This window comes from Bacillus sp. FSL E2-0195, assembly GCF_038003645.1.
GTDB lineage: Bacteria > Bacillota > Bacilli > Bacillales > Bacillaceae_G > Bacillus_A > Bacillus_A mycoides.
Genome location: NZ_JBBOPN010000001.1, coordinates 1055714 through 1076536, shown reverse-complemented (window position 1 = coordinate 1076536; position 20823 = coordinate 1055714). Strand labels below are relative to the sequence as shown.

The 20823-nt window shown below is 35.1% G+C and carries 14 protein-coding genes and 1 riboswitch; of the genes, 1 reads left to right on the top strand and 13 read right to left on the bottom strand.

Going from position 1 to position 20823, the window contains the following annotated elements; genetic code table 11:
- Together hemE and MHH59_RS05500 are read right to left on the bottom strand one after the other, a co-directional pair.
- Positions 1-1047 (bottom strand): uroporphyrinogen decarboxylase, encoded by a 1047-nt coding sequence (hemE, locus tag MHH59_RS05505; protein ID WP_340850937.1) that lies wholly within the window; start codon positions 1045-1047, stop codon positions 1-3.
- A 189-nt stretch (positions 1048-1236) separates the two neighbouring features.
- Positions 1237-3354: a transglycosylase domain-containing protein gene (locus MHH59_RS05500; protein WP_340850935.1), complete on the bottom strand. Its 2118-nt coding sequence runs from the start codon at positions 3352-3354 to the stop codon at positions 1237-1239.
- A gap of 127 nt (positions 3355-3481) precedes the next feature.
- Between MHH59_RS05500 and hmoB the strand changes: the two genes are divergently transcribed.
- Positions 3482-3991 carry a heme-degrading monooxygenase HmoB gene (hmoB, locus tag MHH59_RS05495; RefSeq protein ID WP_002168949.1) on the top strand — a complete coding sequence of 170 codons (510 nt, stop codon included), beginning with the start codon at positions 3482-3484 and terminating at the stop codon, positions 3989-3991.
- 119 nt (positions 3992-4110) lie between these two features.
- Here hmoB and MHH59_RS05490 read toward each other — a convergent pair whose 3' ends face one another.
- The 11 genes from MHH59_RS05490 to MHH59_RS05440 all read right to left on the bottom strand — a co-directional run bounded on the left by MHH59_RS05490 (position 4111) and on the right by MHH59_RS05440 (position 20814).
- Complete coding sequence (locus tag MHH59_RS05490) at positions 4111-5529, bottom strand: PH domain-containing protein (protein WP_016126675.1); 1419 nt, start codon at positions 5527-5529, stop codon at positions 4111-4113.
- Entirely contained in the window at positions 5522-5998 is a 477-nt protein-coding gene (locus MHH59_RS05485) for a PH domain-containing protein (protein ID WP_002186468.1), read from the bottom strand. Before MHH59_RS05485 ends, MHH59_RS05490 begins: the two co-directional genes overlap by 8 nt.
- Before the next feature lie 74 nt (positions 5999-6072).
- On the bottom strand, positions 6073-6369 hold the full coding sequence (locus MHH59_RS05480; protein ID WP_002168952.1) for a hypothetical protein: 297 nt from the start codon (positions 6367-6369) through the stop codon (positions 6073-6075).
- A 248-nt stretch (positions 6370-6617) separates the two neighbouring features.
- Entirely contained in the window at positions 6618-7565 is a 948-nt protein-coding gene (locus MHH59_RS05475) for a hypothetical protein (RefSeq protein ID WP_340850932.1), read from the bottom strand.
- 795 nt (positions 7566-8360) lie between these two features.
- Entirely contained in the window at positions 8361-15722 is a 7362-nt protein-coding gene (locus tag MHH59_RS05470; RefSeq protein WP_340850931.1) for a SpaA isopeptide-forming pilin-related protein, read from the bottom strand.
- 59 nt (positions 15723-15781) lie between these two features.
- Positions 15782-15874, bottom strand: a riboswitch (cyclic di-GMP riboswitch).
- Positions 15875-16045: 171 nt separating this feature from the next.
- A complete protein-coding gene (locus MHH59_RS05465) occupies positions 16046-16582 on the bottom strand; it encodes a TetR/AcrR family transcriptional regulator (protein ID WP_340850929.1) in 537 nt (178 codons plus the stop codon).
- 417 nt (positions 16583-16999) lie between these two features.
- Positions 17000-17266 (bottom strand): CPCC family cysteine-rich protein, encoded by a 267-nt coding sequence (locus MHH59_RS05460; protein WP_050001288.1) that lies wholly within the window; start codon positions 17264-17266, stop codon positions 17000-17002.
- A 9-nt stretch (positions 17267-17275) separates the two neighbouring features.
- Entirely contained in the window at positions 17276-17710 is a 435-nt protein-coding gene (locus MHH59_RS05455; protein ID WP_002087154.1) for a hypothetical protein, read from the bottom strand.
- Between the two features lie 339 nt (positions 17711-18049).
- A complete protein-coding gene (locus MHH59_RS05450) occupies positions 18050-18703 on the bottom strand; it encodes a DUF975 family protein (protein WP_050001287.1) in 654 nt (217 codons plus the stop codon).
- Positions 18704-18905: 202 nt separating this feature from the next.
- Positions 18906-20345, bottom strand: a complete 1440-nt coding sequence (locus MHH59_RS05445) for a PH domain-containing protein (protein ID WP_340850925.1) — start codon at positions 20343-20345, stop codon at positions 18906-18908.
- Entirely contained in the window at positions 20338-20814 is a 477-nt protein-coding gene (locus MHH59_RS05440) for a PH domain-containing protein (protein ID WP_002030228.1), read from the bottom strand. Before MHH59_RS05440 ends, MHH59_RS05445 begins: the two co-directional genes overlap by 8 nt.
- Positions 20815-20823: the final 9 nt, after the last annotated feature.

The following is a 20823-nucleotide window of genomic DNA, read 5'->3' as shown; positions in this document are numbered from 1 at the left end:
TTACTTCGCTAACTGTTCTTTAGAGTACTCATGAATAAATGTAGTTAAGCGTTTTAATGTATCTGGATTTACTTCTGGGAATACGCCGTGACCTAAGTTAAAGATATAACCTGGCTGCTTCATCCCTTGATCTAAAATACCTTTTACATGTTCTTCAATAACAGGCCAAGGTGCTAATAAGAATGAAGGATCCATATTTCCTTGTACCGCCTTGTGAACACCACGTGCGCGTGCTTCTTCAATCGGTAAGCGCCAATCTAAACCTACTACATCAAGCGGTAAGTCGTGCCATTCATTCACTAAATGTGCAGCACCTACGCCGTGCATAATCATTGGAACACCCATCGGGCGAACTTCTGCAAAAATACGCTCCATCGCTGGTTTAATAAATATACGGTAATCCGCTACATTTACTGCTCCAACCCAAGAATCGAAAATTTGAACCGCTTTTACTCCTGCGTTAATTTGCGCTTTTAAATATGTAATAACCATATCTGCAAGCTTATCCATTAAAGCGAACCAAGCTTTCGGCTCTGCATACATAAACGCTTTCGTATTATGATAGTTACGAGAAGGACCGCCTTCAATCATATAGCTCGCTAACGTAAATGGAGCTCCTGAAAAACCGATTAACGGTACATCTAACATTTCTGTCGTTAATAAACGAATTGTATCTAGTATGTAAGGTACGTCATCTTCTGGATTGATTTCCCCTAATTTTTCTACGTCTTGTAAAGAACGGATTGGACTATCGATAACTGGACCAATGCCAGATTTAATTTCCACATCAACACCAATTGCAGGTAGTGGTGACATAATATCTTTATAAAGAATTGCTGCGTCTACGTTATATTGATCAACTGGCAACTTTGTAACGTAAGCGCACAACTCTGGATTATGTGTAATTTCAAATAAAGAATATTTCTCTTTTATCTTTCTATATTCCGGCTGTGAACGACCTGCTTGACGCATATACCATGCTGGTACATACTCTGCACGTTCCCCCCTACATGCTTTTAAAAATGTCTCATTTATAGTTCTTACCAAGACCCTAGCTCCCTTCCTTACCAATGCTTTTTCTTTAAATATGCTCTATTCCGATATTTATCTTTTTTTACTATACAGCTTGTAAAAACAAAATGCATAACATTATGTACGTTGTTCATTAAATTGACACAAACGTTCGTAAAAACGTTTACTATTTTCACAACATTCTTATTATAGCACAGAGAAAAACTACGGTTTAGCTACTTTTGACTTTTCTCCTTCACGGTTCGTTTGTGTGTTATATGGTACAACGTAAAAACTTGGTTTTGAGAATATATTAATAAACTTCTCCTCATATTTCCCCGTTCCTTTTGCCGTTCCAACGTGAGTATGAATTCCTTTTTCAACTTTATAAATCCGATACATAATTCGCTCATCAGGAAGCGGCGTCCAGCTTAGTTTCATTGCAAATAAACCGAAAGGACTAAATGCTAGTTTTGCTTTCACGTTTTGAATCTTATCTAAACGAATTGGCAGTCCAATTGTTTCAACACCTTTTGGCCTATGAAAACTCGCTTTATCTTGTATGTTTGCTTTCGTTAAAATCTTTTTAAATAACATCGTTGCAGATGCATTTCCATCTTGTAATTGATGCTCTTTATCGGTGCGGTCATAGCCAATCCAAACTGCACCTACTAAATTCGGTGTATATCCAACGAACCACATATCACGCGCACCATTGTCATCATTCGGCAATGAAGTTGTGCCTGTTTTTCCAGCTAAAGCTCCATTATATACGCCAGCTTTCGCCGTACCTTCTTTCACAACTCCTTCAAGCATCTTTGTCATATACCATGCCGTTTGCTTCGAAAAGACTTTCGTTTCAGCTTTTGATGATTCTCCAATAACCGCCCCGTGTCTATTTAATACTTTATCGATAACGTGCGGTTCGATAATATTCCCGTTTGCTAAAAAAGATCGGTACATTTTGACAAGATCAAATGGAGACACACCATTTTTTAGCCCGCCAAGTGCTGTGCTTAAACCTGAGTCCGCAATATGAACATTCCCTTTCTCTAAATATTGCTTTCCCTCATCTACCCCTAATTCATTTAATAAAGATACAGCTGGCACATTTGCTGATTCTAATACCGCATCGTACATCGTCATCTCTTTCGTATACTCATGATTATAATTTCGAGGTTCATAACCTTCAAACGAACTTTTTTCATTCGTTAATAAAGAATATGGATTATATTTCTTCGTCTCAAGTGCAGGTCCATATACGATAAGCGGCTTTAAAACAGAACCAGGCTGCCGCTTTGCAAAAACGCGATTAAGCCCTCTCGGAACATACTCTCTTCCGCCAATCGCGGCTTTAATTCCGCCAGTCTGATTATCCATTAATAAAAATGCACCTTGCGCCCCGTTTTCTTTACCAGGGAAATTTCTCGCATCTTGAAACTGGTTATATGCTACCTTTTGAACTTTTTCATCCATCGGTACGACAAACGTATATCCTCCGCGCAGTACTTCTTGATGCGATAAACCATATAAACGCGCCGCTTCATCTATAACCATATCGATATACGGCATATATGCGAGTTCACGTTCATCTGAATTTTTATAAAGAGCTATTGTTTTCCCTTGGTAACGAACACTATCTTCCGCTGTTAAATAGCCTTGTTTATGCATAAGTGACAAAACAAGATCACGGCGCCCTTTACTCTTTTCTAGGGATAAGTACGGTGAATAGCCATTTGGCGCTTTCGGAAGCCCTGCAAGCATAGCTCCCTCTTCCACTGTTAAATCTTCTACATTTTTATTAAAATACAACTTTGCTGCCGCTTGAATACCATATGCCCCATGACCGAAATAAATATGGTTCATATACATTTCAAGAATTTGCTGCTTCGTATATTTTTGCTCTAATTGAAGAGAAATTGCGACCTCTTTCAATTTGCGCGTAAATGTTTTTTCGCGAGTTAAAAAGACGTTTTTAGCTAGTTGCTGCGTAATCGTACTACCGCCTTCTACCTTCTCTCCAGCTAACGCGTCTTTATAAAGCGCCCGAAATATAGAAGGGTAATCAATTCCTTGATGCTCATAAAAACGAGAATCTTCCACAGCAATAAATGCTTGCTGCACGTACTTTGGAATTTCTTCAATCGGCACGAGCTCTCTATTTTCTACATATAACTTCGTAATTTCTTTTCCTTTCTGGTCAACGATACGTGATGAAGAGTGGAAAACAAGCTGCTTTTCATCCATCATATAGCCACCAGTTAACACAATAAGTTTATAGAGTACAATCGCTACTACGAACGTTGCTACCCCGCCTAATAAAGTCCACTTTGCTTTCTTCATACATCGGCCTTCTTTCCAAATGATGGTACATTTATTATTTGAAAAAGAAGTATCTTTATGTATATAATCTTCGAAGTTTTTTAAGAGAATTGATATAATAGAGACAAACCATAAAGGGGGCATTAAAATGAAGGCTATTATTTCATACGAAACACCTCTAGAACAAGCACATTTCACTGCAAAAAATAACGAAAAAGATATGTTTTATAAAGAAAATACTGAAGAATCTGTAGAATCGACACTTCAGTATGACGTATTAGACGCTGTTGGAGAATTTAAAGGACAATCTGGCTACATCGTTTGTAACAACATTTCTGTAACAGACGAAGGTCGCCCTGTATTTGAAAACCGTTTTAAAAACCGTGCTGGTCTAATCGAAAATGAGCCTGGCTTCCAAGCAATCCGTGTTCTTCGCCCATTAAGTAATGATACATATGTCATCTTAACGATGTGGGAAACTGAGCAAAACTTTAAAGACTGGACAGAATCACGTTCATTCGAAAACGCTCATAAAAAACGCCCTGCACAAGCAGAAGGACAAGCACAGGCTCAGGCTCAGGCGCATCCACATGCAGAACAGCAAAAAAGCATTTTCTCTCGCCCGTCGTTCGTGACTACTTTTGATGTGTTAGTTTAATTTTCGGAGTTCGGAGTCAACGATATGTGAAATTATATAGGCGATTTTTCGAATATATCGGCGCAACTCGAAATATATCGACTTATCGACAAATGACGACACACAAAAAGGAAACACCATTACACACCGGTGTTTCCTTTTTCTTTATACCAATTATATATGCGAAGCGCGTCTTCTTTTCGCATATGCTTCACTTCATAACCATGTCCCGCCACCGCTACAGCAGCTGTACATAACTCGTCTTTCTTTTGAAAATAAGATTGATTGTATCCGACCACTTGAATATGCCTTCTTCGCATGATCCCTGTATATTTCGCGAGACCTCGGTGCACCATTACTAACTGATTGTCTCGTATCATATATCCACCACTTTTATATCTAGCGTATGCAAGTATTGTAAATACAATAAATAGCGGTATAAGAACGAACAACGCAGTATGTTGTTTAAAATATATACTCGCACCAGCGATTGGCACAGCGAGCACAGCACTTGTAATCCAACCCATTACGACGTAACGGCGTAATGCAGCCTTCGGTAAATGAACGATTTCCTCTTCTATTTCATACGGCAACTGTAAATAGGCAAGTAGCTGCTGTACATCTTTTTTCTTCATAAAAGGATGTAACATCACTTCATTCCCTGCCGCTTCTATACTTTGAATGACTTCCACTTCGACAGAGCAATAACCGAAAGGCTGGCGGAGAATTCCTTCTTTCACAGTAATTGCTTGAATGCGGTGGAGCTTTAAGACAAACTCTTTCTTATCAAATAACCCTTGCACAATACGAATTTCATTTCCGTTTCGCTCTATTTTAAAGTTCGCATATTTTAGCGCATAACCAGCTGTCGAAACGACCCACGAAACCGCCATTAAAATCGCGGCCATAACGATTAATTCATATACACCATTATCCATCACATACGCTTCTACTTTATTAATGAGCCATTCTGGAAGAAATTGATTAAACTCTGTGTAAATAAGAAGTAATCCAGAAAACACTAATCCGAATCTACCAGACGTAATGGAAGCTACTAAAATCTCTTTCATCGTTAACTGATAAATCGTCTTACTTTCTTCTGCCATGGGTACTTCTTCACTCGCAGCGCTTCTTTTTTTATTTAATAAGGCAATCAGTTCCTTCGCTTCATCTTCTTTAATACCAGCTAACATCACTTCCGGCTCACTACCGCCGCCCGCTACTTCTATATTTAATTTCGTAAGCCCAAGCATTTGATAAATGACATTAGAAGATGTACTAATGTTTTGCACACGATCTTTATTTAAATAACTTTCCTTCTTCACAAAAACACCGTGTTTTATATGTAAAATATTATTTTCAACCCAGTATACTTTGAAATACCATTTTACAGCTGAAAAAATAGCCATAATAAATAATACAAACAAAAGAACAAGATGTAAGAAATACCAAGGTTTTACTTCACCATCTGAACGAAATAAAACAAGAAAAATAAAAGGCAACAAAGTCGCAATTCGAATACCTAACAATATCGTGATCGGATGTTGCCTCTTATACACCCTCATCACTCACTTTCGCAAGCTCTCCAATTTGTCTTTTCAACTGTTCTGCTTCTTCTTTCGTTAAACCTGGAATACTATGAGAAGTTGCCGCTGTTGAAATATGTAATTCTGCTAAATTATACTTTCTCATAATTGGCCCTTGCTCAATCGTTACGTGCTGCACGCGGATCATCGGAATAAGTACGCGTTTTACAACGAACATTCCCTTTTGAATCTCAATCTCTTCTTCATTTAATCTGTAACTATAATAACGTTGACGTAAATTTGGAAATACAAAATAGTCGAGTGGTATGTATATAACTGCTCCTGTCACTAACAATCCAAACAACCAGCCCCACCAGTTAAAGTTAATCATAAAAAAGAAATACGCAATTACGACTGCTAGTATAACCGCTGCCCCAATTAAAGCATGAATTCTCCACACTTTTAGCATATTAGAATGAATCTCCCTCTCTAACGGCTGCATCTCATCACTCCAATTATATGAATTTATTAATTATATATTAGTTGTTATATACAGTTTTGTAAAATTATAGTTTCTTACATTGTGTCGAGCATTTCTTTAAAATTCCCTTCATTAATGGAATACACCTGAAACTGAATGTAATCTATCTCATTCGTATTAGGGCGAGCGTATGGCAAAATGTTAAATTTAGAAGCAGTTCTTCCTAACATATCTATAATCATTAGAGAAACGTCAATATATTCGAAGTCTACACGGAATACTACTGCTTCCCCCGTAAATTCATAATCTTTAATCGCATCATAAGACTTATTCGCACTAATTAACATCACTTTTAATAGTTGGTTTAAATTTTCTGGTTTGAAATTAATCATTTATACAACTCCTTTTTTAATAAAACACTATAAAAATAGTGTAATCTTTTACTTTCATAGCCTCACACATTCATTATATTAAAAATAAAGCTAGTTTTTTATAATTTTTTTGATATAATTACTTACGGGAAAAGGGAAGAATTTTGTCTTCCCTTGTGTTTTTATTTGCATCTAGTACTTTTGCTAGATGCTTTTTTTTATGCTAAAAAGGTACCCTCAAATACTTTGAGGGTACCTTTTTCATCAATTTAGTGCATTTCAACAATTGTACCATCTTCGAACACCTTGAATACTCCAGTAAATCCTGCTCCAGCTGCACCTTCTATTTTATATGTCGTACGCACTCTAATTTGATAATATTTCTTTCCATTTTCTACTTGCGTATCCTCTAGCGTGTAATTATATTCTTCTTTATATTCTTTTTTGATATATTCTTTAGCTTTCTCAAAAGTAAATGCATTTTGATTCTTTCCTGTCTCTACCTGTTGATTCTTTTCTGTCTCTACTTTTTGGTTCTTTTCTGTTACTACCTTCTGATTCTTTTCTGTCTCTGTTTTTTGGTTCTTTTCTGTCTCTGCTTTTTGGTTCTTTTCTGTCGCTACCTTTTGACTCGTTACTGCATCATTTTTTTGTGCCTTCGCTGCTGTCGTTACACTCTTTGCAGTTTTTTCCTCTTCACCAATTTTAGTGATTAATCCTAAAGCCTTTTTATTATATTCTTCAAGGTTCTTGTTATCTTTTGTTTCTGAAACTACCTTATTTAACATCTCTTTCGCTTCTGCATAATTTTTCTTACTTATTAACTCTTCGCTTTTTGTCAGTTGCTCTTCATACTTCTTTTTTTGTTCTAAGGTCGCTACTAATGCTGTTCGTTCTTCCTTGGCTTGTTTTATAAGCGTATTATTTCCATTCTTCATGTTCTCTACTTTTCCAAATGACTTGATTGATTCTTCTACCTTTGTTTCTTCTTTTAACTTCACTGCTTCAATCATTACTTTCGTTTGTTCTACAAGCACTGTTGCATCTGAATCATCTTTTTTCTCATCTAATGCTCGTTCAAATGATGATAAAGCATTTTTATATTCTTTATTCGTTAACGCGGTATTCCCTTCATCCATTGCTTTGTCAAAATCCCCATTACTACATCCAGCTAGCATTAAAAACGTAAGTCCAATTACCGTTAATAACTTTCTCATTTTCTCTCCCCCTATATATACCTAAAACAATAACATCATATGTATAAAAGTCTGTGTAGTAATTAGACTGAAAGTAAATATGTACTGTACATTTCATTTACTATCATTACTTAAAACTCCTAAATAGTTGGTTTTCTTCTTCTTTTAAGACAGAAAGGAATTTTAATAAAGCCCTTACTCAGAATCTTTACTACACACACTCTTATACACATAGAAAAATCATTTTTCGTTTATAGTTTGCTATTTCTTCAGCTTTAAACATTCTCAGCTAATTGGAATACAAACTATAATCTGTAACATACCGAAAAGCAACAGAAAACAAAACGTAACAAAAGTCATGATTTGTAACTCTATCGTAACACAAATGTAACATAAAGATTTTAAACATACAATAGTTTTTTTTACATTATTTTCCCCCCTCTACATTTTAAGATCCAATAAGATTCCAACCCTAATTTCATCTCCCACCTACTATTGGACTATCGCTCTTCAAACGCTTTAAGAACGGGACTTATTTCCTAAATCATTAAAATTAATTACATAGATTGCTCTTTTTTCAACAAAACACTACGAAAACGTATAACCTTTTCCTTCCATACCTTTACACATCAAATATATATAATAAAGCTAGTTTTTATACTTTTTTTGAAATAAGCACATTCGTGAAGCGGGAAGACATTTATCTTCCCTTGTGTTTTTTATTTGCAGCTAATTCTTTTGCTAGATGCTTTTTTTTATGCCAAATAATATAAAAAAGGTATCCTCAAATACTTTGAGGATACCTTTTCACTTTTATTATCCTTGCTTTTTTCTACCTAATACGAGTAATCCAAAACTCATCATTACAAGAAGTGCTCCCACATATGATTCCACAGGCATTTTCTGCCCTGTCTTCGGTAATTCTTTTTCAGGTTTCTCTGGATTCGTTGTTCCAGGCTTCTCTGGGTTCGTTGTTCCAGGCTTCTCTGGATTCGTTGTTCCAGGCTTCTCTGGATCTGTTGTTCCAGGCTTCTCTGGATTCGTTGTTCCAGGCTTCTCTGGATTCGTTGTTCCAGGTTTCTCTGGATCTGTTGTTTCCGGTTTTTCTGGATCTGTTGTTCCAGGCTTCTCTGGATCTGTTGTTTCCGGTTTTTCTGGATCTGGTGGTGCTAAATGACTCAATTCGTTTAATACTTCTAATTGAACTGAATTTATCATTCCTTTTGTGATTTCAAATGGAATTGGATTAGTTAATTTTTCATATCCTTTTGGTGCTTCTACTTCTACAAGTGTGTAGTTACCTACAGATAGATCTGAGACTTTTGCTTTTCCTTCTTTATCTGTTGTTACTCTCGCTACTACTTTACCTTTTTCATCATGAACTTCAAACACAGCTCCTGATAATATATTCTTGCTTTCAGCAGCCATTTTTGTAATTTCCACTGAACCTTTGTCTAACTGCTCATTCTCTACTTTCAATGATAAAACTTTCGTCATACCTTTTGTAATTTCGAATGATACTGGTTCTGTTAGTTTTTTGTAGCCTGGTAAGCCTGCTTTTTCTACTAATTTGTACTTACCTACAGATAAGTCTGAGACTTTTGCTTTTCCACTTTTATCTGTTGTTAATTCCTTTACTACTGTTCCAGCTTCATCTTGTACTTCGAAGACTACACCTTCTAATGCTTTTTGGCTTTCTTTATCTACTTTTGTAATTTCTACTGAACCTTTATCTAATAATTCATTCTCTACTTTTATTGATAAAACTTCTGTCATACCTTTTGTAATTTCAAATGATACTGGTTCTGTTAATTTTTTGTATCCTGGTAAGCTTTCTTTCTCTACTAATTTGTACTTTCCTACAGATAAATCTGAAATTGTTGCTTTTCCTTCTTTATCTGTCGTTACTTCTGTTACTACTTTTCCTTGCTCATCTTGCACTTCGAAAATTACGCCCGCTAATATTGCGCCACTTTCTTTGTCTACTTTTGTAATTTCTACTGAACCTTTATCTAATAATTCATTCTCTACTTTTATTGATAAAACTTCTGTCATACCTTTTGTAATTTCAAATGATACTGGTTCTGTTAATTTTTTGTATCCTGGTAAGCTTTCTTTCTCTACTAATTTGTACTTTCCTACAGATAAATCTGAAATTGTTGCTTTTCCATCTTTATCTGTCGTTACTTCTGTTACTACTTTTCCTTGCTCATCTTGCACTTCAAAAACTACGCCTGCTAATGCTTTTTGGCTCTCTTTATCTACTTTTGTAATTTCTACTGAACCTTTATCTAACAGTTCGTTCTCTACTTTCAATGATAAAACTTTCGTCATACCTTTTTTAATTTCGAACGATACTGGCTCTGTTAGTTTTTTGTATCCCGGTAAGCCTGCTTTTTCTACTAATTTGTACTTGCCTACAGATAAGTCTGAGACTTTTGCTTTTCCATCTTTATCTGTCGTTACTTCTGTTACTACTTTTCCTTGCTCATCTTGCACTTCAAAAACTACGCCTGCTAATGCTTTTTGGCTCTCTTTATCTACTTTTGTAATTTCTACATTTCCCTTGTCTAACATTTCGTTTTCTACTGTTAAAGTAAGAGATTTTGTCATACCTTTTTCAATTTGGAAAGTAATCGGATCTACTAATTGCTTATATCCTTTTGGTGCTTTTACTTCTACCAACTTGTATGTTCCAACTGATAAATTAGTAACTTGTGCGTGTCCTTTTTTATCTGTCGTTATTTTAGCGACTACTTGTCCTGCTTCGTCTTGAATCTCAAATACGGCATCAGCTAAAGCATCTTTATTTTCTTTGTCTACTTTTGTAATTTCTACATTTCCTGTATCCACTAATTCATTTTCGACAGTTAATTGTAATGCTGTAACTCTACCTTTTTCAATTTCGAATAAAATTGGTTTTTCTAGTGGTTTGTATCCGGCTGGTGTTTCTACCTCCACCAACTCATACTTTCCAATAGATAAATCTGAAACGTTTGCCTTTCCATCTTTATCCGTTTTTACTTTTGTTACTACTTTCCCTTTTGAATCACGTACTTCAAATACAATACCTTCTAATGGTGCTTTACTATCTTTGTCTATTTTTGTGATTTCAACATTCCCCGTATCCACCATTTCGTTTTCTACAGTGAACGCTAGAGATTTTGTCATACCTTTTTTAATTTCAAATGGTACCGGCTTTTCTAATTTTTTGTATCCTGGTAAGCTCTCTACTTCTACCAGCTTGTACTTTCCTACAGATAAGTCTGAAACGTTTGCTTTTCCTTCCTTATCTGTTGTTACTTTTGTTACTACTTTGCCAGTTTCGTCTTGAACTTCGAAGACTACACCTGCTAACGATACCTTATTATCTTTATCTATCTTCGTTATCTCTACATTTCCCGTATCTACCATTTCATTTTCTATTTTTAATGATAGAACTTCTGTCATACCTTTTTTAATTTCAAATGATACTGGTTCTGCTAACTTTTTGTAACCTGGTAAGCTTTCTTTCTCTACTAATTTGTACTTTCCTGCAGATAAATCAGCAATTTTTGCTTTTCCATCTTTATCTGTCGTTACTTCTGTTACTACTTTTCCTTGCTCATCTTGTACTTCAAAGACCACGCCTGCTAATACTTTTTGGCTGTCTTTATCTACTTTTGTAATTTCTACTGAGCCTTTATCTAACTGCTCATTTTCTACTTTCATTGATAGGACTGTCGTCATACCTTTTTTAATTTCGAATGATACTGGTTCTGTTAATTTTTTGTATCCTGGTAAGCCTGCTTTTTCTACTAATTTGTACTTGCCTACAGATAAGTCTGAGATTTTTGCTTTTCCTTCTTTATCTGTCGTTACTTCTGTTACTACTTTTCCTTGCTCATCTTGTACTTCGAAGACTACGCCTTCTAATACTTTTTGACTGTCTTTATCTACTTTTGTAATTTCTACTGAACCTTTATCTAACTTTTCGTTCTCTACTTTCAATGATAGGACTTCTGTCATACCTTTTTTAATTTCGAACGATACTGGTTTCGCTAGTTTTTTGTATCCTGGTAAGCTTTCTACCTCTACTAGCTTATATTTCCCTACTGATAAATCTGAAATTGTTGCTTTCCCATCTTTATCTGTTGTTACTTTTGTTACTACTTTATCTTTTTCATCTTGCACTTCGAAAATTACGCCCGCTAATATTGCGCCACTTTCTTTGTCCACTTTTGTAATTTCCACTGAACCTTTATCTAACTGCTCATTCTCTACTTTCAATGATAAGACTTCCGTCATACCTTTTTTGATTTCAAATGATACTGGTTCTGCTAACTTTTTGTAACCTGGTAAGCTTTCTTTCTCTACTAATTTGTACTTTCCTGCAGATAAATCAGCAATTTTTGCTTTTCCATCTTTATCTGTCGTTACTTCTGTTACTACTTTGCCTGCTTCATCTTGTACTTCAAAGACTACGCCCGCTAACGCTTTTTGGCCTTCTTTATCTACTTTTGTAATTTCTACATTACCCTTGTCTAACATTTCGTTTTCTACTGTTAAAGCAAGAGATTTTGTCATACCTTTTTCAATTTGGAAAGTAATAGGATCTACTAATTGCTTATATCCTTTTGGTGCATTTACCTCTACCAACTTGTATGTTCCAACTGATAAATTAGTAACTTGTGCGTGTCCTTTTTTATCTGTCGTTATTTTAGCGACTACTTGTCCTGCTTCGTCTTGAATCTCAAATACGGCATCAGCTAAAGCATCTTTATTTTCTTTGTCTACTTTTGTAATTTCTACATTTCCTGTATCCACTAATTCATTTTCGACAGTTAATTGTAATGCTGTAACTCTACCTTTTTCAATCTCGAATGAAATTGGTTTTTCTAGCGGTTTGTATCCTGCTGGTGTTTCTACTTCTACCAACTCATACTTTCCAATAGATAAATCTGAAACATTTGCTTTTCCATCTTTATCCGTTGTTACTTTAGTAACTACTTTACCTTTTGAATCACGTACTTCAAACACAACACCTTCTAATGGTGCTTTACTATCTTTGTCTATTTTCGTGATTTCAACATTCCCCGTATCCACCATTTCGTTTTCTACAGTAAATGTTAAAGACTTCGTCATACCTTTTTTAATTTCAAATGATACTGGTTTTTCTAACTTTTTATAACCAGGTAAACTTTCTACCTCTACTAATTCATACTTTCCTACAGGTAAATCTGAAACATTTGCTTTTCCATCTTTATCTGTCGTTACTTTTTTCACCTCATTGCCCTTCTCATCTTGGACAACAAACGTTACTCCCGCTAACGGCGCCTTATTATCTTTATCTATCTTCGTTATCTCTACGTTTCCCGTATCTACCATTTCATTTTCTACTTTTAATGATAGTACCTCGGTCATGCCTTTTTTGATTTCAAATGATACTGGCTCTGTTAGTTTCTTATAGTCTGGTAAACTTTCAACTTCTACTAGTTTGTATTTCCCTACTGATAGGTCTGCAATTTTTGCTTTCCCATTTTTATCTGTTGTTACTTTCTTTATTACTTTTCCAGCTTCATCTTGCACTTCGAAGACTACACCTTCTAATGCTTTTTGGCTGTCTTTATCTACTTTTATAATTTCTACTGAGCCTTTATCTAACTGCTCATTTTCTACTTTCATTGATAAGACTTCTGTCATACCTTTTTTAATTTCGAATGATACTGGCTCTGTTAATTTTTTGTAACCTGGTAAGCTTTCCGTCTCTACTAATTTGTATTTTCCTACTGATAAGTCTGAGACATTCGCTTTTCCATCTTTATCTGTCGTTACTTTTTTTACCACTTTTCCTTTTTCATCTTGCACTTCGAAGACTACGCCTTCTAATACTTTTTGACTGTCTTTATCTACTTTTGTAATTTCTAATGAGCCTTTGTCTAACTGCTCATTTTCTACTTTCAATGATAGGACTGTCGTCATACCTTTTTTAATTTCAAATGATACTGATTCTGTTAGTTTCTTGTAACCTGGTAAGCTTTTCGTCTCTACTAATTTGTACTTTCCTACTGATAGATCTGAAACGTTTGCTTTTCCATCTTTATCTGTTACTACTTTTCTTACCACTTTATCTTTCTCATCTTGGACTTCAAATTCGACACCCGCTAATACTGCGCCGCTTTCTTTGTCCACTTTTGTAATTTCTACATTACCTTTGTCTACCATTGCATTTTCTACTGTTATTGGGAATATGCCGTCCCCTGTTACATTTACTTCGAACTCTTTTTCTTTTAATTGGTATCCTTCGGGCGCTTTCGTTTCTTTTAAAATATATTTTCCTGGTGCTAACGGTTTAGAAATTGCCTTACCGTCTTTATCTGTAATAATATGCTCAACTACTACACCGTCTTTTACTATATCAAACTCTGCATTTGCTAATGCTTTACCACCATTTTCCGAATCAATTTTCTTTAATTCAATTTGACCCTTTTGCATGGTATTTTTAATTTCAATTGTTTTTGTTTCTCCAGCTTGAAGTGTAACCTCTACCGGATTTGTTAATTTTTGATATCCTTCAGGTGCTACTTTTTCATAAATTTTATACGTTCCAGGTGCTAAAGTTTGAGGGGCTGAAAAACCTTTTTCGCCTGTTTTCAGTACTGCAACAACCTTATCCTCACTATTTCGAACTTCAAATTCGGCACCTGTTAACTCTTTATTCGGATCCTCAGCATCTATTTTATGAATAGCTACTGTACCTTCTTTTGGAGGTTCCGGCGGCGTAACCGTTACTTCATTCGATGTTAATTTCTTATCATCATAATGTAACTCTGCTTTATTAGGAATTTTCTTATCTACATAAGAAGATAAGTCTGCATCAGCTTTAATTTTCGCCTTAATATTCAAGTTGATTATCTGGTCTTCATACGACTTATAGTCAAAGCTCTCACCGAACGTAAATGTTACTTCACTTTTTTGTTTATCTATCGTTAGTGTTCCTTTAGAAGTAATATCTTGGCCATTTTGATCATATACTTTTGCCTCTAATACTTCTAAAACATCTTCTAAATCATCACTAATTACCATCGATGTATAATTAGGCGGATCTTGTGGTATATGCGTACCAACCTGATATTGAATAGGTTGATTCATTTGTGTTAACTGCTGATTTTCTACAAGCTTACCCTTCTCATCAACTATATTCTTTTCAATGCTAGGTGGATTATCGTCACCTGAACCGGTTCCTCCCCCACCACTTACAAATACTTGTCCTACTTTTTCTTCAGTTTTAATATTTTTGCCTTCTAATTTCACTGTATTTTTATGAGGCTTTGCAGCGGGATTGGTAATCTTTGTTTTATATCTTAAAATATAACCTTTTGAACTGTCTGGAAATTCAATTGTAAATCCAGTCTTCGTTGTATTGATTTTAATTTTAGATAAATCTGCTGGCTTAACATTTGTTGGTGCATAGCCATCTTCAAATACAGCCTCTTCTAATACTACGCTGTCTGTAATTAACTCATGCCCAGGTCCTAATGTGTCTGTTAATTTAAGATCTTGCATTTCTGTTCCAGTTGCATTTACATATACCATCCAGTCTGCAATTGAAGGATCTTCCTGATTATAAGAACCCCATTTCAATAGATTATCTGTATTGGGCTGTGGCTTCGGTCTCTCTGTCGTATTATTTACACTTACTTCTTTATTTACGATTTGACCATCAACGTTAAATTCTAATGGGATTTTTTGAACACCATCATATGCTTCTAGAGCAAAATAGAATTCTACGAATAAAGAACCTTTAATGTTATTCTTTCCTTCTACATAATCACCCATAGTACACGTCAATAGACCATTTTTCATATCACATGTACCAACTATTTTTCCTTCAGCATCTTTTAAAGGAAAACTCAGATTCATAAGATCTTTTCGAAATTCTTTTGGCATATCAATTGTGAATTGATCTCCACTCTTTATCTGTTCTTTAGCTGACCACTTCACTTCTACTTTCATACCATCTGAGGCCTGATATGGTTCAGATGTCGTGCCATCAGTACGGGAAATGCTAATATCATCCACTGGACTTTTCATCACAGCAGCTTGAATAACTGGAGCCCACACATTCAGCACTGAAAATAATACTAGAAAAACTAATGAAACCATTGAAATGTGCCTTTTAGTACTTTTCGCTTGCATATTTTCCTCCTTGAATATTATATTTATATAATAAAAAAAGATCGTCCGATTGCATCAAAAAGTGCAACCAGACGATCTTAGTAACCAATATATATTACCGTAGACTCTAAGCTTTGCGGCCTATCCTTTCGAATAGTGTGCTAAAAATATTTTCTATTATTTTTTTGTTTCATTTTCCTTTTGAACCAAATATTACTATACCGTCTGGACGGTTATAATTCAACACCCTATACAATTGTTCTATTATTCTAATAAAAAAAAAAAATTCCCCGCCGGATTAAATACACCAATGGGGAATTTTTTTATTCTATAGTTTATATATTCTATTTATAGGAAGCATTAATAAGGGCTTGAATCACTTTTTCTCTTAATTTAGGACTTAGTCTTCCGGTTCCTAAATATTCCGAATACCATAATCCATCAGCTGCTAATCTAATAATTGTGGCACAAACAGAATCCATTTCATCATTTTCTATTTTAGTTTGCAATTGCTGAAATGCTTGTTGTAATGGCTCAAGTAATTCAGGTTTTAGCATTAATGCTGCCATCATACTACTACACAACTCTTCTGTTCTTTTCTCATTACTTAATCTTTCCTCTACAAAAGAACGAACCCACCTTCCTTTCTTCTCTGTGCCTTCCGTTACCTTATTATGAATAGCACCATGATACTCCTCTGTCCCTTTAAGTATCATGCCTTCTATTAAAGCTTCTTTATTTGAAAAGTGATACAATAACCCACCTTTACTTACACCTGCCTCTTTTGCTACTGCTTCTAAAGTTAACTTAGCTACTCCTTTAAATTGAACAATTTGAGAAGCGGCGGCTAAAATTTTTTGCCGTGTTATGCTCGTGTTCATTCCTTTTTAAACCCTCATTTCTACTAATTCTATCTAAATACGTATTTTATTTTTAATATTGTTGAATACTACTAGATATTTTTTATTCAATATAGGCTTCATTACATTTGAATTGTTAGTTGCTTCTTCTATTAAAAATTTCCATATCATCCAATATGATAACATTAAATACACTCCGTAGACTATACATCTATACATTTATATAAATTCCTAATATTCCCATAAATGTGAAATACAATTTTAACGAGTCGATTTCCTATCCTTTAGTTTTCAAGCATTTTTCGACGCTGGTCTTCCTACCACCCTATCAGCTTTATTGTTTTATTTTATAAGACGGTGCCAATTCTTTAATCACTAAATAAAAAATGTTATTACTTCTCTTTCTATAAGTAATAACATTTTCTACCTATAAACCACTTAACAAATTTCTCTCCAACTAACATCCTTCACATCTTCACTAGTCGGCTTTCTAACTGATCCAACGAAACATTCCTCGCAAGCACCAAACGCAATGAAATTTCTCTGCGCTTGTCTTAACGAGGGCTCATTTGCTCCGCCTTCAAAGTCATGATCGTTAAACTGAACAGGATCATCTTCCCAATAACATATGTTACAGATTTCATATGTACCTGGTGGTTCTTCTTCTAACGTTTTATATCCGCAGCATGGACAAGTGTATTTCATATAATCACCTTATTTCTCTTCATATGTAGTCCTGCTTACTAAAAATGTAATAGAGCAAATGACAGTTAGTCCCATAAAGTACATCATTACAACAATACGCGTATTTTCATATATTGTAGGGAACCCGTCAGATATAACTTCATAACCAAAAACAATACTTATAGCTAAGAGAATATATAAAATTAAGGATGGAATAAAATGTAGCTTTACAGGTAAAATAACACACCTAAACAATATCTCCCCAAGAAGACAGCCAACTAAAACAACAGGGATTCCAATTATCAAAGTAGCAGCCAACATGTTGGCCATAGCAATAAAAAGATTCGTAAAAATAGAAAATAGCCCTCCTTCGAAAATCCCCTTCTCATCGTATATTTGAACTATCGTCATTGAAATAAATAAACTTAATAAAGAATGGGAATACGGAATTAAAAATTTCCTCAAACATGCTCACCTCACTTTTCCCTTCACATATATTATTCATTATTTTCTATCATTTTCACATAAAAAAATACCCCTCTATGATAAAACATAGAGGGAAGAATTTCTATATAAAGTGAAGCTTTAATCAGCCCGCATCAATCGGGCGTTTACGGGCAGCCCGACTCCCACCTAACTTCTTTGCTCCACCTGAATTTTGATGTGGGAGTTTTACTGCCCACAAATAGCGGGATAAAAACCTATACCTTATCCTGAAGTGAACCCGAAAACAGAACACATATCAAAACACCTAAACCGTCTGTTCCCTATATTCTTTAGGGGACAAGTGGTTTAGGTGGTTTATTAGAAGCTAGTACCTTCTTTTTTATAATATTCTTTTGAAATCTCTTCATAAAATGCTGCCGATGTCGCGTAGAAATAAGGTGCAGACCATAAGAAACCGATTCCTAAAGTAAGAATACTTAAAATGAACCAGCCAAGGAAACTTAAGCACAGTAAAAAGTAATCCATTTTATGTCCATTCATCATATGGCGACTTTCGGTAATTGCTTGATTCGCTGTGTATTCTGGACGATCATTCAAAATAAAATACGTCATAGAATAAGAAAATGATTTAATAATACCCGGAATAATAAGAAGTAATGTCCATAGCATCAAGTATACATACATTAGTAAATATGTTAAAAACGACTTCATAAGCTTACTTCCATCGCTAAACCATCTAAATAAATCACCAATGCGAGCACTAGTCTCACGGATTACATTTAAAACAAGATAGTAGGCGCCTATTGTTAACGGACCAATAACAAGCATTGCAATAATACTTACTATAAGCGAATCACTTGCTTCCTCCCAACCCCAAAACATCGAGAAAACACCTGTAATTAGAAGTTCAACAGCTCCAATAAGGATTCCAAGTAATAAGGTTGCCCCTACCGCTAATCCCCATTTTCCTTTTAATGCATCAAGTGCTTCTCTTTTCAACTGACTTATCATATATAACCTCCTAATATTATTTCTATATTAGTATACCATTTATATCAAAAATTTCACGAATTTCCCTGAAATAGAAAGGTACTACTTTTTTTCTGATACGTATTGAGAAATGTGAGCTGTATTTGCACCCATATATGAATCAAACTACTCATTTCTCCATAACAAAAAAGCCTGCCTTTCATAATAGGCAAGCTTTTTTAAATTAATCCTCACTTATTCTCTTCTTATACCAATCCTGCATTCTCTCCGCATCTTCTACTCTCGTATGCTCTAGTTTATAATTCGATGATGCACTAGAAAACGTATACGTACATAAATCCGCTCGGCGCTGGAAATATGATTGTGTTTTTTCAATTGATTGGACGTGTCTTCTTCTTACAAGTCCTGTATGTTTCCCAATACTACGATGTATAATCGTAATTTGTTCTCCGTTTACACCGTAACCATTTGTTTTAAATGTTGCGTATCCAAGTGTAAAGATGAGGATAGCTAGCGGTAACAACGCCCACATGATGAAATACTTTTCAAAGTATATGCTTATCCCAGTAAGCGGGACTGCTAGCATTGCGAAGAAAATGAAACTATCAATTAAATAACGGCGCAAGGCTGCTTTTGGTAATGCAGTAATATTTGTATTCAGTTCATATGGCAATTGTAAATGAGCGAGTAACTCTTGCACACGATCTTTTCGAATAATCGGATGCAGCGTAACTTTGTCTTTCTCTTCTCCCAATCCCTTACTTTGAATGACTTCGACTTGCACAGCACAATAACCGAACATCTGACGGAAAATACCTTCTTTTATCGTAATCCCTTGAATGCGGTGTAACTTTAGTACAAGTTCTTTCCTTTCAAGTAATCCTTGAGAAATACGCACTTCATCGTTTTTTCGATTTACTGTGAAATTACCATGTTTTAACGCGTAACCAATTGTAGATATAATCCACGAAAGGACGAGTAAAATAGCTACCATGTAAATCCAGCCGTATATATCATGATCCATTACATACGACTCTACGCTATTTTTTATCCATTTCGGAATGTACTCATCTACTTGGTGATACACGAAAAAGATTAATGAGAATAATAATCCAAATTGACCGGATGTAACAGATGCTAATAAAATTTCTTTCAAAGTTAATTTGTACTCTGTCGCTTGCTTTTCCTCTGTCATAACTTCTTTTTCTACTACTTCTTCTGATGTTTCTTCTGCTTTTACTTCTGGAGTTGGCTCATTTAGTAAGGAAATAAGCTCCTTCGCCTCATCTTCTGTAATACCAGCTAGGCTTACTTCGGCATCATCGCCTCCGCAAGCTGTTTCGATTTGAATTTTCTTTAAACCGAGCATTTGATATAACACGTTTGAACTTGTATTAATCGTTTGGACACGTTCTTTATTTAAGTAGCTCTCCTTCTTCACAAAGAGCCCTTGTTTAACATGTAATACGTTATTTTCAACCCAGTATGTTGTGTAATACCATTTTTCAAACGCTGAAAAGACGGTGAGTAAACCGAATCCAGCGGGAATTAAATACCAAAATGGAAACTTTCCATTTAAACTAAACATGAAAATAAGTAATGGTATAAAGTCTGTTATTTTTAATTCTAATAACATCGTAATGGGATGCTGCCTCTTATACATCCTCATCACTCACTTTCGCTAATTCTGCGATTCTCGTTTTTAACATTTCTGCTTCATACATCGTTAAGCCTGGAATGCTGTGAGAAGTTGCTGCCGTTGCAATATGTAATTCTGCTAATCCATGTTTTCTCATAATTGGCCCTTGTTCAATTGTCACGTGCTGTACACGAATCATCGGTACTAATACGCGCTTTACTACGAAAAGACCGTGCTGAATTTCAAGCTCTTCTTCATTTAATTGATAGCTATAATAACGCTGACGTAGTTTCGGGAATACAAAATACGAAAATGGTGCTAGCGCAACTGTTAACCCAACCATCACATACAAAATCCACGCCCACCAATCAAACTTTATCATAAGGAACAGGTAAGCTAAAATGACGAGAATACCGATCCCTTCTTCAATTACAGCACGAACTTTCCACACCTTGACCATGTCAGGATGAATTTCATTTTTCAATGGATCCATGTAACCACT